Origin of the sequence: Bacillus sp. SIMBA_026, assembly GCF_046535335.1 — a bacterium.
GTDB classification, from domain to species: Bacteria; Bacillota; Bacilli; order Bacillales; family Bacillaceae; genus Bacillus; species Bacillus velezensis.
On sequence record NZ_JAWRWX010000001.1, the window covers coordinates 673,981 to 689,801 of the forward strand.

Consider the following 15,821-nt stretch of genomic DNA (forward strand, 5'->3'; position numbering starts at 1 on the left):
AAAACATGAATCATTTAACGGCGATGTCTGAACTGAGCACTGCTGAAATTACAGAACTGCTGCGTGAGGCAAAAGCGATAAAAGAGGGTACAGTCCGTCCCGATCTCGCGGGAAAATTCGTTGCGAATCTGTTTTTTGAACCGAGCACGAGGACGCGGTTCAGCTTTGAAGTGGCGGAAAAGAAACTCGGGATGAACGTGCTCAGCTTAGACGGCACGAGCACAAGCGTTCAAAAAGGCGAGTCCTTATACGACACGGTCAAAACACTGGAATCAATCGGAGCGGACGCCTGCGTCATCCGGCACAGCACGGATGAATATTACAAAGATCTGACCGGCAGAGTCAATATTCCGATCTTAAACGCCGGCGACGGCTGCGGCCAGCACCCGACCCAGTCGTTGCTTGATTTAATGACGATTCAAGAGGAATTTGAGACCTTTCAGGGCCTGACGGTTTCCATTCATGGCGATATCAAACACAGCAGGGTGGCAAGGTCGAATGCCGAGGTGCTGACAAGGCTCGGCGCGCGTGTGCTGTTTTCTGGTCCGCCGCAATGGCAGGATGAGAAAAACGCCTTCGGCACCTGTGTTCAGACGGATGAAGCCATACAAGCTTCAGATGTCGTCATGCTGCTCCGCATCCAAAATGAAAGGCATCAGACAGAAGCCGACCAAAAAGGCTACCTGGAAGCATACGGGCTGACCGCAAAGCGGGCGGAGAGCATGAAGCGGCATGCCATCACCATGCATCCCGCACCGGTGAACAGAGGAGTCGAAATTGACACAACATTAGTGGAATGCGGAAAATCAAGAATCTTTAAACAAATGGAAAATGGCGTGTATATCAGAATGGCAGTCTTAAAAAGAGCACTGCAAACCAATGTGAAAAGGGGAGAAGCGGCTTATGTCTTATCTCATTAAAAACGGCTGGATGTTAAATGAACAAGGAGAAAAAGTGGCACAGGATATCCGGGTAACGGGTGAATTTATTTCGGAAACCGGGCTTCTGACAGCGAAAGACGGAGAAACGGTGATCGACGCTGGGGGACTGTTCGTTTCACCGGGACTCGTAGACCTTCATGTCCACTTCAGAGAACCGGGCGGCGAGAAAAAAGAAACCATTGAGACGGGCTCTAAAGCCGCAGCGCGGGGCGGCTTTACCACAGTCGCAGCCATGCCGAATACAAGGCCGGTGCCGGATACGAAAGAGCAGATGGAATGGCTGCAAAACCGGATCAAAGAAACCTCATCTGTCAGGGTTCTTCCTTACGCATCCATTACGATCAGACAAACCGGCGAAGAAATGACAGATTTTGAGGCGCTTCATGAAGCCGGCGCATTCGCCTTCACCGATGACGGCGTCGGCGTTCAGACGGCCGGAATGATGTATGAAGCCATGAAACGGGCGGCTTCAATGAATAAAGCGATTGTCGCTCATTGTGAGGATAACTCGCTTATTTACGGAGGGAGCGTGCATGAAGGTTCTTTTTCAAAAGCGAACGGCCTGAACGGCATACCTTCCATTTGTGAAGCGGTACATATCGCCCGTGACGTGCTGCTGGCGGAAGCGGCGGGCTGCCATTACCACGTGTGTCATATCAGCACGAAAGAATCTGTCAGAGCCGTAAGAGACGCAAAAAAAGCGGGAATCCGCGTGACGGCGGAAGTATCGCCTCACCATCTGCTGCTTTGTGACGAAGATATCCCGGGACTTGATACCAATTTTAAAATGAATCCGCCCCTTCGCAGCAAAGAGGACAGAGAGGCGCTGATTGAAGGGCTTTTAGACGGCACGATTGATTTCATCGCCACTGACCATGCGCCGCATACAGAAGAAGAGAAAAACACGGACATGAAGCTTGCGCCTTTCGGTATCGTCGGTTTAGAAACAGCCTTTCCGCTTCTGTACACACATTTTGTGAAAAACGGGGCGTGGACGCTGAAGCAGCTGGTTGATTTCATGACGGTGAAACCTTGCGAGGCATTTGATCTTCCGTACGGAACGCTTGCACCGGGAGCGCCGGCTGACATCACCCTGATTGATCTGGAAAAAGAAGCAGCCATTGACAAAGATACATTTTTATCTAAAGGAAAAAATACGCCATTCAACAAGATGAAGTGCTTCGGCTGGCCTGTTGCAACGATGGCTGCCGGTAAGCTTGCATACGAAGAAGGGAGACTCGTCAAATGAAAAGAAGACTAGTGCTGGAAAATGGAGCGGTATTTGAGGGTGAAGCATTCGGGAGCCTGGAACATACAGCGGGTGAAGTCGTATTCAACACGGGAATGACCGGTTATCAGGAAATTTTATCAGACCCTTCTTACTGCGGGCAGATCGTGACGCTGACGTATCCTCTGATCGGCAACTACGGAATTAACAGAGATGACTTTGAATCCATCACTCCTTTTGTAAAAGGGCTGATCGTAAAAGAACTGTGCGAGCTGCCTTCCAACTGGCGTTCGGCTTACACGCTTGACGAGTATTTGAAAATGAAAAATATCCCCGGCTTACAAGGGATTGACACGAGAAAGCTCACAAGAATGATCCGCACGGCCGGCGCATTAAAAGGAACGTTTGCTTCAAGTGAGGAGAATGTCGGAGAGGTTCTTGCAAGGCTGAAAGAAACGGAACTGCCGAGAAATCAAGTCGCTCAAGTATCTGCGAAAACGGCATATCCGAGTCCGGGCCGCGGCAAACGCATCGTACTCGTCGATTTCGGTATGAAGCACGGCATTTTAAGAGAGTTAAACAAAAGAAAATGCGATGTCATCGTTGTGCCGTACAATGTAACGGCGGAAGAAGTGCTTCAGCTCAAGCCGGACGGCATCATGCTTTCTAACGGACCCGGAGATCCGAAAGATGTGCCGGAAGCCATTGAAATGATAAAAGGCATACTCGGGAAGGTGCCGTTATTCGGAATCTGCCTCGGCCACCAATTATTTGCGCTGGCATCCGGAGCGGAAACGGAAAAAATGAAATTCGGACACAGGGGTTCCAATCATCCGGTTAAAGAGCTTGCGACAGGGAAAGTCGCTTTAACCGCCCAAAACCACGGATATACAGTTTCTTCAATAGATGATACAGAGCTTGAAGTGACGCACATTGCGATCAATGATCAAACGATCGAAGGACTCAAGCATAAAACATTGCCGGCATTTACGGTTCAGTACCACCCTGAAGCTTCACCGGGGCCGGAAGACGCCAATCATTTATTTGACAGATTCATTGACTTGATCGAAACAACTGAGAAAGAAGGGGAAGCGGTATGCCAAAACGCGTAGATATTAAAAAGATTTTAGTGATCGGATCAGGCCCGATTATTATCGGACAGGCGGCGGAATTTGATTATGCGGGCACACAGGCGTGTCTCGCTTTAAAGGAAGAAGGCTATGAAGTCATTCTCGTCAACTCGAATCCGGCAACGATTATGACGGATACGGAAATGGCTGATCGGGTATACATAGAACCGCTGACGCCGGAGTTTCTCACGCGTATTATCAGAAAAGAACGGCCGGACGCCATCCTGCCGACTCTGGGAGGACAGACCGGACTGAATCTTGCCGTCGAGCTGTCTGAACTCGGGGTTCTTGAGGAATGCGGAGTGGAAGTGCTCGGCACAAAGCTGTCCGCCATCCAGCAGGCGGAAGACCGCGACTTATTCCGTACGCTGATGAATGAGCTGAATGAACCGGTGCCGGAAAGTGAGATCATCCGCACTTTACAGGAAGCCGAGGAATTTGTCGGCCGGATCGGGTTTCCGGTTATCGTGCGCCCCGCTTACACATTAGGCGGAACGGGCGGCGGCATCTGCTCGAATGAAGCAGAACTGAAAGAGATCGTCGAAAACGGATTAAAACTCAGCCCCGTCCATCAGTGCCTTCTGGAAAAAAGCATTGCCGGTTACAAAGAGATCGAATATGAAGTCATGAGAGACAGCAGAGATCACGCGATCGTCGTCTGCAACATGGAAAATATCGATCCGGTCGGCATCCATACGGGTGACAGCATCGTCGTTGCCCCGAGCCAGACTTTGAGCGACCGGGAATACCAGCTTTTGCGCAATGTTTCATTAAAGCTGATCCGCGCGCTCGGCATTGAAGGCGGCTGTAATGTTCAGCTCGCGCTCGATCCCGACAGCTTCCAATATTACATTATCGAAGTGAATCCGCGGGTGAGCCGCTCATCTGCCCTCGCCTCAAAAGCGACGGGTTACCCGATCGCAAAGCTTGCGGCGAAAATCGCAGTCGGGCTTTCTCTTGATGAAATGATGAATCCCGTAACGGGAAAAACATATGCGGCTTTTGAGCCCGCACTTGACTATGTCGTTTCTAAAATCCCGCGCTGGCCGTTCGACAAATTTGAGTCGGCAAACCGCAGGCTCGGGACGCAAATGAAAGCTACCGGAGAGGTCATGGCTATCGGACGCACCCTTGAAGAATCGCTGTTAAAGGCGGTCCGCTCACTTGAAGCCGATGTCTATCACCTGGAACTGAAGGATGCGGAAGAGATTTCTGACGGACTTTTGGAAAAACGGATCAGAAAAGCCGGGGATGAACGCCTGTTTTATCTTGCTGAAGCGTTCAGAAGAGGCTACACAGTGGAGCAGCTTCATGAGTTTTCCGCAATTGACGTATTCTTTTTGCACAAGCTCTGTAAGCTGGTCGCTTTTGAAACAGAGCTGAAAGCGGAAAAAGGCAGCCTCGCCGTCCTTCAGACAGCGAAGGAACTCGGTTTCTCCGACAAATATATCAGCCGGGAATGGAATATGCCGGAACAAGAGCTGTATCAAATGCGAAAAGAAGCAGACATCAAGCCTGTATATAAAATGGTGGATACATGCGCGGCGGAATTCGAATCAGAAACCCCGTACTTTTACAGCACATATGAGGAAGAGAACGAGTCTGAGGTTACATCAAGAAAAAGCGTCGTCGTCCTCGGTTCCGGGCCGATCCGTATCGGACAGGGCGTCGAATTTGACTATGCGACCGTTCATTCTGTCTGGGCGATCAAGCAGGCAGGCTATGAAGCGATTATTATCAACAACAACCCTGAGACGGTGTCCACTGATTTCAGCATATCAGACAAACTGTATTTTGAACCGCTGACGGTAGAAGATGTCATGCACATCATTGATTTGGAACAGCCGGAAGGCGTTGTTGTCCAATTCGGCGGCCAGACGGCGATCAACCTTGCGGAAGAATTGAGCGCCCGCGGCGTCAAAATACTCGGCACATCACTTGAAGATTTAGACCGTGCGGAAGACCGGGATAAGTTCGAGCAGGCGCTTGAGGCGCTGAATGTGCCGCAGCCGCTCGGGAAAACCGCCGTATCGGTGAACGAAGCGGTCAAAATCGCCGCATCCATCGGCTATCCGGTACTTGTCCGCCCTTCGTATGTGCTCGGCGGCCGGGCGATGGAAATCGTCTATCACGAAGAAGAGCTGCTTCACTATATGAAAAACGCGGTCAAAATCAACCCGCAGCATCCGGTGTTAATCGACCGTTATCTGACGGGGAAAGAAATCGAAGTCGATGCCGTATCTGACGGTGAAACAGTCGTTATTCCGGGAATTATGGAGCATATCGAGCGGGCCGGCGTCCATTCAGGGGATTCAATCGCCGTCTATCCGCCTCAGACTTTAAGCGAAGACATTAAGAAAAAAATCGAACAATACACTGTAGCCTTGGCAAAAGGCCTTAACATCATCGGGTTGCTGAACATCCAGTTCGTACTGTCGCAAGGTGAGGTGTATGTGCTTGAGGTAAATCCGCGGTCAAGCAGAACCGTGCCGTTCTTAAGCAAAATCACAAAAATCCCAATGGCGAACCTGGCGACAAAGGTCATTCTCGGCCAAAAGCTTGCTGATTTCGGCTATCAAGAGGGGCTGCAGCCTGAACAGCAGGGGGTATTCGTGAAAGCGCCTGTCTTCTCATTCGCGAAGCTGAGAAGAGTGGATATCACGTTAGGCCCTGAAATGAAGTCGACGGGAGAGGTCATGGGCAAAGATTCAACCCTGGAAAAAGCGCTCTATAAAGCGCTGATTGCCTCTGGCATTCAAATCCCGAACTACGGCTCAGTGCTGTTGACCGTTGCCGATAAAGATAAAGAAGAAGGACTGCTGATCGCCAAGCGGTTCCACGCCATCGGCTATAAAATCTTGGCGACGGAAGGAACGGCGGCTTATTTGAAAGACGCTCAGATTCCGGCTCAGGTCGTCGGAAAAATCGGCGAAGAAGGGAAAAATCTGCTCGATGTCATCAGAAACGGCGAAGCGCAATTTGTCATCAATACGCTGACAAAGGGCAAACAGCCGGCCAGAGACGGCTTCAGAATCCGCCGCGAATCTGTTGAAAACGGAGTCGCCTGCCTGACATCTTTAGATACGGCCGAAGCCATTTTGCGGGTATTGGAAAGCATGACATTCCGGGCGGATCATATGCCTGCATCCGAAACCAATCAAAAGGCGGCAGTCACGATATGAAGAAAGCGCATTTGACTGTTCAATCCAACTTAGAAATTGCCGACCGGATTTATAAGATGGTGCTGAAAGGAGAGCTTGTCCGGCACCTTACTGAGCCGGGTCAATTTCTTCATCTGAAGGTGAGTGACGCGGTCACGCCGCTATTAAGAAGACCGCTCAGCATTGCGGACGTCAATTTCGCTGCGAATGAAGTATCCGTTATCTACAGAGCTGACGGTGAGGGAACGCGTCTTTTGTCCGAGAAAAAAGAGGGCGGCAGGATAGACGTTCTCGGCCCTCTCGGCAACGGGTTCCCCGTCCGGCGGATTGAACCCAGCAAAAACGCGCTGTTAGTCGGAGGCGGAGTCGGGGTTCCGCCTTTGCAGGAACTGTCAAAGCGCCTGACGGAAAAAGGCGTAAACGTCATTCATGTGCTTGGATTTCAATCAGCAAAGGATGTTTTTTACGAACAGGAATGTCGTGCGTACGGAGACACCTATGTGGCGACGGCTGACGGAACATATGGAGAGAAAGGGTTTGTCACCGATGTCATCCGTGAAAAGCAGCTCGAATTCGATGTCCTGCTAAGCTGCGGACCGACACCGATGCTGAAAGCTCTGAAGCAGCAGTACGGCCATAAAGAGGTTTATCTTTCGATGGAAGAGCGGATGGGCTGCGGCATCGGTGCCTGCTTCGCCTGCGTGTGCCGCACGGGTGAAAGCGATACATCCTATGTAAAGGTCTGCCTTGACGGGCCGGTATTTAAAGCTGAGGAGGTGGCGCTGTAATGTTAGAGGTGAATCTGCCGGGTCTCCAATTGAAAAACCCGGTCATCCCCGCTTCCGGATGTTTCGGTTTCGGGAAAGAATATGCCGGATTTTACGATTTATCATGCCTCGGAGGCATTATGATTAAAGCAACGACGAACGAAGCCCGCTTCGGAAATCCGACGCCGAGAGTGGCGGAGACAAGCGCGGGAATGCTGAATGCCATCGGACTGCAAAATCCCGGCCTTGAGCATGTGCTCAATCATGAGCTGCCTTGGCTCGAACAATTTGACACGCCGATTATCGCAAATGTCGCCGGTTCTCAGGTGGACGACTATAAAGAAGTGGCCGAGCACATCAGCCAAGCGCCGAATGTGCATGCGCTTGAGCTTAACATTTCATGTCCGAATGTCAAAACGGGGGGGATTGCTTTTGGTACTGATCCCGTCATGGCGGCCGAACTGACAAAAGCGGTGAAAGAAGTTTCCGCAGTGCCTGTGTATGTGAAGCTTTCGCCTAATGTCGCAAACATAACCGAAATTGCCAAAGCGATTGAAGCGGCCGGTGCTGACGGTCTGACGATGATTAATACACTCATCGGGATGAGGCTCGATCTCAAGACGGGACGGCCGATCTTAGCAAATAAAACGGGCGGACTGTCAGGCCCGGCGATCAAACCGGTCGCCATCCGGATGGTATACGAAGTCAGCCAGGCCGTTCAAATTCCGATTATCGGGATGGGCGGCGTTCAGACCGCAGAGGATGCATTAGAATTTCTTCTTGCGGGAGCGAGTGCGGTTGCCGTCGGCACGGCAAACTTCGTCAATCCGCTCGTCTGCCCGGAAATCATAGAACAGCTCCCCCGTGTGCTGCGCCAACACGGCTTTCAATCTGTAAGTGAATGCATCGGAAGGAGCTGGAAACATGAAAAACAACCTGCCCATCATCGCGCTTGATTTTGCATCAGGGGAAGAGACTTTAACGTTTTTAGACTTGTTTGAAAAGGAAAGGCTTTTTGTCAAAACGGGGATGGAACTTTTTTATCAGGAAGGCCCCGCCATCATTCACCAATTAAAAGAACGGAACTGTGATATATTTTTAGATTTAAAGCTTCATGATATCCCGACTACGGTCAATAAAGCGATGAAGCGGCTGGCCGGCCTCGGCGTTGATCTCGTCAATGTGCATGCAGCAGGGGGCGCACGCATGATGCGCGCGGCCCTTGAGGGGCTTGAAGAAGGCACGCCGGCAGGCAGAAAACGCCCGTCTTTAATCGCGGTGACGCAGCTGACCAGCACTTCAGAGCAGGTGGCGAAGGAAGAGCTTCTGCTGCATAAGCCGCTGTTAGAAACGGTTGTGCATTACGGCAAAATGGCGGAAGAGTGCGGGCTGGACGGAGTGGTATGTTCGGTACATGAAACAAAAGCCATTTATGAAGCGGTCCGGCCTTCATTTCTGACAGTCACGCCGGGCATCCGCACGGCCAGTGACGCAGCTGACGATCAAGTCCGGACGGCGACTCCGTCATTTGCGAAAGAAAACGGTTCGTCAGCGATCGTCGTGGGCCGCTCAATTACAAAAGCGGAAAACCCCGTTGAAGCATATGAAGCAATTAAACTGGAATGGGAGGGCGTTCGCCGATGAAACAGGCTATCGCAAAACATCTATTACACATTGAAGCTGTCTTTTTACGCCCGAATGAGCCGTTTACGTGGGCGAGCGGCATTTTATCACCGATCTATTGTGACAACCGTCTGACATTGTCGTATCCAAAAGTGAGAAATGATGTGGCGGACGGGCTCGGCAAACTGCTGAAAGAGCATTTTCCCGAGGCAGAGATGATCGCGGGCACTGCAACGGCGGGCATTCCGCATGCTGCGCTTCTCGCAGACCGTACAGGCGCGCCGATGTGCTACGTCAGAAGCAAACCGAAAGCGCACGGCAAAGGAAATCAAATAGAAGGCGCCATTAAGAAAGGACAAAAAACAGTCGTGATTGAAGACTTGATTTCTACCGGAGGCAGCGTGCTTGAAGCTGCGGCGGCCCTTCAAAGAGAGGGCGCGGAAGTCCTCGGCGTCATTTCCATTTTTACATACGGGCTGCCGAAAGCAAAAGAAGCCTTTAAAAAAGCGGGTCTTCCTTATTACTCGTTAACGGATTATGACACGCTGATTGAAGTCGCGCTTGAAAACGGAACGATTCATTCAGCTGACATTGAAAAACTGAAATCATGGAAACAGAATCCCGAGTCAAAAGATTGGTTTAAAAAATAATGACAATAAAAACAGGCCTCAGGGCCTGTTTTATTATTCCTATCAAAAAACTCGGGTTGACTTCTGTTAGAATTGTGCTAAAATTTAGTACAAATCTAAAAAGCTTATCAAGAGCGGCTGAGGGACTGGACCGATGACGCCCGGCAACCTGCGTGTCATGCAAGGTGCCGCATCCAGAAAAATGCACAGCATTTTGAAGATAAGGGCTATACCGGGTCACTGTCTTTCATTCCGCTGGATTGAAAGTTTTTTATATGAAAAAAGATTGAGGGATAAGACAACCGGCAGAAAACAACAGCTGTTTGATTGTCTCCGGGAGGAGGAAAGGAAAAATGTTAACGTATGACACATGGGAAGAGCCGGCGATTACATTTCCGGAAGACGATTCCTATAAAGGGGCGCTGTCCGTTTTAAAATGGGCATACGGCCACTACGGAGACCAGCTTGTTTACGCGTGCAGCTTCGGGATTGAAGGCATCGTCCTGATCGATTTAATTTCTAAAGTAAAGAAAGACGCGGAAATCGTGTTTCTCGATACGGGTCTTCACTTTAAAGAAACATATGAAACGATCGAAAAAGTGAAAGAGCGTTACCCGGGACTGAACATTATCCTGAAAAAGCCAAGCCTTACTCTTGAAGAACAAGCCGAGGCTCACGGAGATAAACTGTGGGAAAGAGAACCGAACCAGTGCTGCTACATCAGAAAAATTCTGCCGTTAAGAGAAGCGCTCGCAGGGCATCCGGCATGGCTGTCCGGCCTTCGCCGGGATCAAGGGCCGAGCCGGGCGAATACGAATTTCCTGAATAAAGACGACAAGTTTCAATCGATTAAAGTATGCCCGCTGATCCATTGGACATGGAAAGACATCTGGAGATATACTTCCAAGCATGAGCTGGATTACAATATCCTCCATGATCAGGGGTATCCGAGCATCGGCTGTGAACCGTGCACTTCACCTGCGTTTACCGCGGAAGATTTGCGGAGCGGCAGATGGAACGGCATGGCGAAAACAGAATGCGGACTGCATGAATAAAGGAGCTGCACGATGGAATTAGCCGCTATTTTATTCTGCCTGTTTTTTGCCATGAATATCGGAGCCAGCGGGGCCGCGGCATCAATGGGAGTCGCTTACGGGTCCGGCGCAGTTAAAAAGAAAACGTATGCGCTGATCATTTGCGCGGCCGGAGTCCTGTCAGGGGCGGTTATCGGCGGCGGAGAAGTCGTTAAGACGATCAGCGGCGGAATCATTCCCGAACAAACCATTACGCTCACCATTGTCTGCATTATTATCGGATCGGCGGCGCTATCGTTATTCACGGCGAATGTGCTCGGCATTCCGCTGTCGACGAGTGAGGTCACTGTCGGGGCGATTGTCGGTGTCGGCGTCGCGTACAAAGTATTGTTTTTACAGCATCTTTTGGTCATCGTGAGTTTTTGGGTGCTCGTACCGTTCGTCGCGTTCTGTTTCACGTTTCTCGTCTCGAAGGTATTCAGTTCTCTGAATATTCGAGTCATTTCGAATCGGAAACAGAAGATTTTAGGGATTGTGCTGCTGATTGCGGGGTTTTGGGAAGCTTTTTCAGCCGGAATGAACAATGTCGCAAATGCGGTGGGCCCTTTGGTTGCTGCGGGCGTGCTCAGCGTGTCCAAAGGAACGCTGTACGGAGGCATCTTTGTCGCTCTCGGCGCTCTGCTTTTAGGACGTAAAGTGCTTGAAACCAACGGGAAAAAGATTACGAGATTTTCAGCCGGAGAAGGCATACTGCTTTCAGGAACCGGCGCGGGGCTTGTCATTATCAGTTCCGTCTTCGGTCTGCCGGTCCCATTGGCGCAAGTCACATCATCATCAATTATCGGCATCGGAATGGCCAAAAACGGGCCGAACGTTTTTCATAAAGAAGTCGTGAAAACGATGCTCAAAGTATGGGTCGTTTCGCCGTTTTTGTCACTGTCGATTTCGTATCTGCTTGTCTCCCTGCTGTTAAAAGGAGATTACTATTCCATCTTTATGATGGCCAGCGTGCTTTTGGCAGCTGGCGGAGCCGCCAGTCTGATGAAAGCCATCCGAAAAGAGAAACGCTCTGTCCATGAACAAGGCGGAGGCATTTAACTATTAATCTGAGTTTATTTATCTGTTAACTGGGAGGAATCATGTATTATGAGTTTAGCACCGCACGGAGGAACATTAATTAACCGGGTGAATGAGCAGTATGATCTTACATCCGTCCAAAAAGAAATTGAGCTTGATTTGATTTCGTTCGCTGATTTAGAGCTGATCGGGATCGGGGGGTACAGCCCGATTGAAGGATTTTTCACAGAAAAAGATTACGTGTCAGTCGTTGAAAATATGCGTTTGGCATCCGGGGTTGTCTGGTCCCTGCCGATCACGCTTCCGGTCGATTCAGAAAAAGCGGCTGAGCTTGCCGTCGGCGACACGGTGAAACTGACTTACGGCGGAGAAACATACGGCGTAGTCGACATCGAAGATATTTATACGCCGGATAAACAAAAAGAAGCCGTTCACGTATATAAAACCGATGATGCCGCGCATCCGGGCGTGAAAAAATTATTTTCACGCGGCGATACGTATGTCGGCGGGCCGATCACATTAGTTAAAAAAGCGTCAAAGCAGTTTCCCGAGTTTACATTTGAACCTGCCGATACAAGACTAAGCTTCGAAGAAAAGGGCTGGAAAACCATTGTCGGTTTCCAAACGAGAAATCCGGTCCACCGCGCCCACGAATATATCCAAAAAACCGCGCTTGAGACGGTAGACGGCCTGTTTTTGAACCCGCTCGTCGGTGAAACAAAATCAGATGATATTCCGGCGGATGTCAGAATGGAAAGCTACCAGGTGCTGCTCGATCATTATTATCCGAAAGACCGCGTTTTCCTCGGTGTATTTTTGGCGGCTATGCGGTATGCGGGGCCGAGAGAAGCCATTTTCCACGCGCTTGTCCGTAAAAACTACGGCTGCACGCATTTCATCGTCGGCCGCGATCATGCCGGCGTCGGTGATTACTACGGCACATATGAAGCGCAAGAGCTGTTTGATCAATTTACAGCGGATGAACTCGGGATTACACCGATGAAATTCGAGCACAGCTTCTTCTGCCGGAAATGCGGCAACATGGGAACGGCCAAAACATGCCCGCATGAAAGAGAAGACCACGTCATTCTGTCAGGAACAAAGGTCAGAGAAATGCTGCGAAGCGGCGTCATGCCGCCGGCGGAATTCAGCCGTCCTGAAGTTGTCGAAGTGTTGATTAAAGGGCTGAAAACGAAAGAAGAAGCAGGCGTTTCTTAAGGAGGAAAATAGAGTGACAAATCGTGATATCGTGTGGCATGAAGCCTCAATAACGAAAGAAGAATACCAGCAGAAAAACAAGCATAAAAGCTCTATCCTCTGGCTGACGGGCTTAAGCGGTTCAGGGAAATCCACGATTGCAAACGCCGCAGCGCGCGAGCTGTTTGAACAAGGCTATCAAGTCATCGTGCTTGATGGTGATAACATCCGCCACGGCTTAAACAAGGACTTAGGTTTTTCCGATGATGACCGCAAGGAAAACATACGCCGCATCGGGGAAGTGGCGAAGCTTTTCGTTCAGCAGGGAACCATCGTCATCACGGCTTTTATTTCTCCGTTCCGTGAGGACAGAGATCAGGTGAGAGAGCTTGTGGCAGAGGGCGAATTTAATGAAATCTATGTTAAATGTGACCTCGATATATGTGAAAAGCGCGATCCGAAAGGTTTATATAAAAAAGCAAGAAATGGTGAAATTCCGTTCTTTACGGGGATCGACTCACCGTATGAAGAGCCGAAAGCGCCTGAGCTCGTACTTGATTCAGGTAAATGTGAACGCGAAGAATGCACCGGAAGACTGGTTGACTTTGTGAAAAACAGCTTAGCATAATAGGTCCAAAAAGGCCGCGCAATCAGCCGGATATCCCCCGCAATGGCGGGATATGGTAAAATAGCTGAAGTGCGGCCTCGCGGCTGTTCTGGGAAGATTTCAAAACGGATCGGGGAGACATGCTATGGGGAAAGTATTTATCGTTGGAGCCGGTCCGGGAGATCCGGACTTATTAACGGTGAAGGCAATGAAAGCCATACAAAAAGCGGATGTTATATTATATGACAGATTGGTAAGCAAAGAGATTTTACAGTATGCCGGAGAAGAGGCGGATCTGATTTACTGCGGCAAGCTCCCGGATTTTCACATTATGAAACAGGATACGATCAACCGTTTCCTTGTGAAGTATGCGAAAAAAGGAAAAACCGTTGTAAGGCTCAAGGGGGGCGATCCGTTTGTTTTCGGCCGCGGAGGCGAAGAAGCGGAGGCTCTCGCGCAAAACGCCATTCCGTTTGAGATCGTTCCCGGCATTACATCAGGAATCGCGGCTGCTGCTTATGCCGGCATTCCCGTGACGCACAGAGAGGCGAGCTCCAATGTCGCATTCGTTACGGGGCATTATAAACAAGAAGACGACTTTGAAGAAAAATGGAAAGCGCTGGCGACGGGTATTGATACGCTGGTGATTTATATGGGAATTAAAAATATCCGGCAGATTGAAAGAATGCTGCTGGAAAACGGCAGAGACGCCGGCACCCCGGCAGCCTTTATTCATTGGGGAACGACGGACAGGCAAAAAACAGTCGTCTGCACCGTCGGCACGCTTTCAGACACCGTGATAAAAGAAGAAATCAAAAACCCGAGCTTAATTGTTATCGGTGATGTCGTCAATTATCACTGCAAACTGGACTGGTATGCATCTGATCAGAAAAATCTGGATTTGAGCGAGGCGTTGTAAATGAAGCAGGCGATTTTATACATCGGGCACGGAAGCAGGCTGAAAAAAGCGCAGACAGAGTCGGCGGCGTTTTTAAAAGGGTGCATGCCGCACGCTGACGCTCCCATTCAGGAAATTTGTTTTTTAGAACTGCAGGAACCGTCTATTGAAGCGGGATTTGAAGCATGTGTCAGACAAGGCGCCACTCATATTGCGGCCGTGCCTTTGCTGCTGTTGACCGCTGCCCACGCAAAACATGACATTCCGGCTGAAATCGCCCGTGCGGCGGCCCTGCATCCCGATATAAAAGTGACATATGGTGTTCCGATCGGAGTGGACGATGAAGTCGTAAAAGCGGTGCATCATCGCATTGAAGATACCGGAGTGCCCATTGAGCAGGCGAAAGTGGTGCTGATCGGAAGAGGAAGCACAGATCCGGCAGTTAAAAACGCAGTCAGTGAGATTGCCGGAAAACTTGAGGCGATTACACCTGTTAAAGAAGTCATCCCTTGTTTTTTAACAGCATGTGACCCGCACTATAAAGAAGTGTTTGCCGGCCTTGAAGAGGATGACGGAGCACCCGTTTTTATCGTTCCATATCTTCTGTTTACCGGGCTTTTAATGACTGAGATTGAACGGGAAGTTGAAAAGCTTCAAACGATCAATCAAAATGTTCATCTCGCTTCATACTTAGGTTTTCACCCTCATATTAAGCAGGCGTTTTTGAACCGTGTGTCAGAAGCTGTTCGAAACCCCGGCGGTCAGTTTGATTTTAAGGGGGGACAGTATGCTGCCTCTGCACATTAATTTAAGCGGAAAAAGAATTATCATCGCGGGCGGAGGCAATGTTGCCTTAAGAAGGCTCAAAACGGTGCTTCCGGAAGGCGCGGATATAACTGTAATCAGTCCCGATGCCCTGCCTGAAATTAAACAGCTGGCAGATGAAGGACGTATCCGCTGGGTTTCCCGTAAAATTGAAATGAAAGATCTCGCGCCCGCTTTTTTCATCATTGCCGCGACAAATGACCGCAGCGTGAATCAGGAGATAGCCGCGAGCGCTTCTGAAACGCAGCTGGTCAATTGTGTAAGCGATGCTGAACAGGGCAGCGTGTATATGCCGAAGATCATTCGCAAAGGGCGCATTCAAGTATCCGTATCAACAAGCGGCGCAAGCCCGGCACATACGAAAAGACTGGCTGAGGACATAGAGCCTCTCATTACTGCTGATTTGACTGAAGAAGTGGATCGATTATTTGAGAAAAGAAGAAGACCATAAAAAACACCTTGTCTGTCATCAGGCAGGGTGTTTTTTATACTGTCCTGACAGTCCGTCGAATGTGAACAATTCAAAACGAAAGCGGGCAGTTTGAATGGTATATGCCGACAAGCGGTCAGGGTTGCGAAGTGATGCGGAATATGTATCTGATCCCAATGCCGCCTGGATTCCGCCCGCATACAAAGGAAAGGTCAGAGACCCGCCCGGATGTGCTCAGGTTCGGCGAGGGAAGGTGACAGTATCCGCCGCCAAA

15 protein-coding genes and 1 riboswitch are annotated in these 15,821 nt (G+C 50.0%); all 15 genes read left to right on the forward strand.

Annotation, left to right across the window (positions count from 1 at the left end; translation table 11 throughout):
- Positions 1–5: 5 nt before the first annotated feature.
- The 15 genes from SB847_RS03425 to SB847_RS03495 all read left to right on the forward strand — a co-directional run bounded on the left by SB847_RS03425 (position 6) and on the right by SB847_RS03495 (position 15,568).
- A complete protein-coding gene (locus tag SB847_RS03425; protein ID WP_410577338.1) occupies positions 6–920 on the forward strand; it encodes an aspartate carbamoyltransferase catalytic subunit in 915 nt (304 codons plus the stop codon).
- Positions 904–2,190: a dihydroorotase gene (locus SB847_RS03430; RefSeq protein WP_222835957.1), complete on the forward strand. Its 1,287-nt coding sequence runs from the start codon at positions 904–906 to the stop codon at positions 2,188–2,190. The genes SB847_RS03425 and SB847_RS03430 overlap by 17 nt, the downstream gene beginning before the upstream one ends.
- The gene (locus tag SB847_RS03435; protein ID WP_032874843.1) at positions 2,187–3,281 is read left to right on the forward strand and encodes a carbamoyl phosphate synthase small subunit; all 1,095 of its coding nucleotides are present in this window, start codon (positions 2,187–2,189) and stop codon (positions 3,279–3,281) included. The genes SB847_RS03430 and SB847_RS03435 overlap by 4 nt, the downstream gene beginning before the upstream one ends.
- A complete protein-coding gene (gene carB / locus SB847_RS03440; RefSeq protein WP_224224246.1) occupies positions 3,266–6,481 on the forward strand; it encodes a carbamoyl-phosphate synthase (glutamine-hydrolyzing) large subunit in 3,216 nt (1,071 codons plus the stop codon). The genes SB847_RS03435 and carB overlap by 16 nt, the downstream gene beginning before the upstream one ends.
- On the forward strand, positions 6,478–7,248 hold the full coding sequence (locus tag SB847_RS03445; RefSeq protein ID WP_410562346.1) for a dihydroorotate dehydrogenase electron transfer subunit: 771 nt from the start codon (positions 6,478–6,480) through the stop codon (positions 7,246–7,248). Before carB ends, SB847_RS03445 begins: the two co-directional genes overlap by 4 nt.
- Complete coding sequence (locus SB847_RS03450; protein WP_410577339.1) at positions 7,248–8,183, forward strand: dihydroorotate dehydrogenase; 936 nt, start codon at positions 7,248–7,250, stop codon at positions 8,181–8,183. The genes SB847_RS03445 and SB847_RS03450 overlap by 1 nt, the downstream gene beginning before the upstream one ends.
- Entirely contained in the window at positions 8,152–8,871 is a 720-nt protein-coding gene (gene pyrF, locus SB847_RS03455; RefSeq protein ID WP_023356886.1) for an orotidine-5'-phosphate decarboxylase, read from the forward strand. Before SB847_RS03450 ends, pyrF begins: the two co-directional genes overlap by 32 nt.
- Positions 8,868–9,500 (forward strand): orotate phosphoribosyltransferase, encoded by a 633-nt coding sequence (gene pyrE / locus SB847_RS03460; protein WP_309146685.1) that lies wholly within the window; start codon positions 8,868–8,870, stop codon positions 9,498–9,500. Before pyrF ends, pyrE begins: the two co-directional genes overlap by 4 nt.
- A gap of 101 nt (positions 9,501–9,601) precedes the next feature.
- Positions 9,602–9,706, forward strand: a riboswitch (SAM riboswitch).
- Between the two features lie 126 nt (positions 9,707–9,832).
- Positions 9,833–10,534 (forward strand): phosphoadenylyl-sulfate reductase, encoded by a 702-nt coding sequence (locus SB847_RS03465; RefSeq protein ID WP_003154369.1) that lies wholly within the window; start codon positions 9,833–9,835, stop codon positions 10,532–10,534.
- Between the two features lie 12 nt (positions 10,535–10,546).
- Complete coding sequence (gene cysP / locus SB847_RS03470) at positions 10,547–11,611, forward strand: sulfate permease (RefSeq protein WP_012117522.1); 1,065 nt, start codon at positions 10,547–10,549, stop codon at positions 11,609–11,611.
- Between the two features lie 48 nt (positions 11,612–11,659).
- Entirely contained in the window at positions 11,660–12,808 is a 1,149-nt protein-coding gene (sat, locus tag SB847_RS03475; RefSeq protein ID WP_410562339.1) for a sulfate adenylyltransferase, read from the forward strand.
- A 13-nt stretch (positions 12,809–12,821) separates the two neighbouring features.
- On the forward strand, positions 12,822–13,415 hold the full coding sequence (gene cysC, locus SB847_RS03480) for an adenylyl-sulfate kinase (RefSeq protein WP_007611313.1): 594 nt from the start codon (positions 12,822–12,824) through the stop codon (positions 13,413–13,415).
- 124 nt (positions 13,416–13,539) lie between these two features.
- A complete protein-coding gene (cobA, locus tag SB847_RS03485) occupies positions 13,540–14,313 on the forward strand; it encodes a uroporphyrinogen-III C-methyltransferase (RefSeq protein ID WP_015417441.1) in 774 nt (257 codons plus the stop codon).
- Entirely contained in the window at positions 14,314–15,099 is a 786-nt protein-coding gene (locus tag SB847_RS03490) for a sirohydrochlorin chelatase (RefSeq protein WP_044801408.1), read from the forward strand. It begins immediately after the preceding gene.
- Positions 15,080–15,568 (forward strand): precorrin-2 dehydrogenase/sirohydrochlorin ferrochelatase family protein, encoded by a 489-nt coding sequence (locus SB847_RS03495; RefSeq protein ID WP_044801409.1) that lies wholly within the window; start codon positions 15,080–15,082, stop codon positions 15,566–15,568. The genes SB847_RS03490 and SB847_RS03495 overlap by 20 nt, the downstream gene beginning before the upstream one ends.
- Positions 15,569–15,821 lie beyond the last annotated feature (253 nt).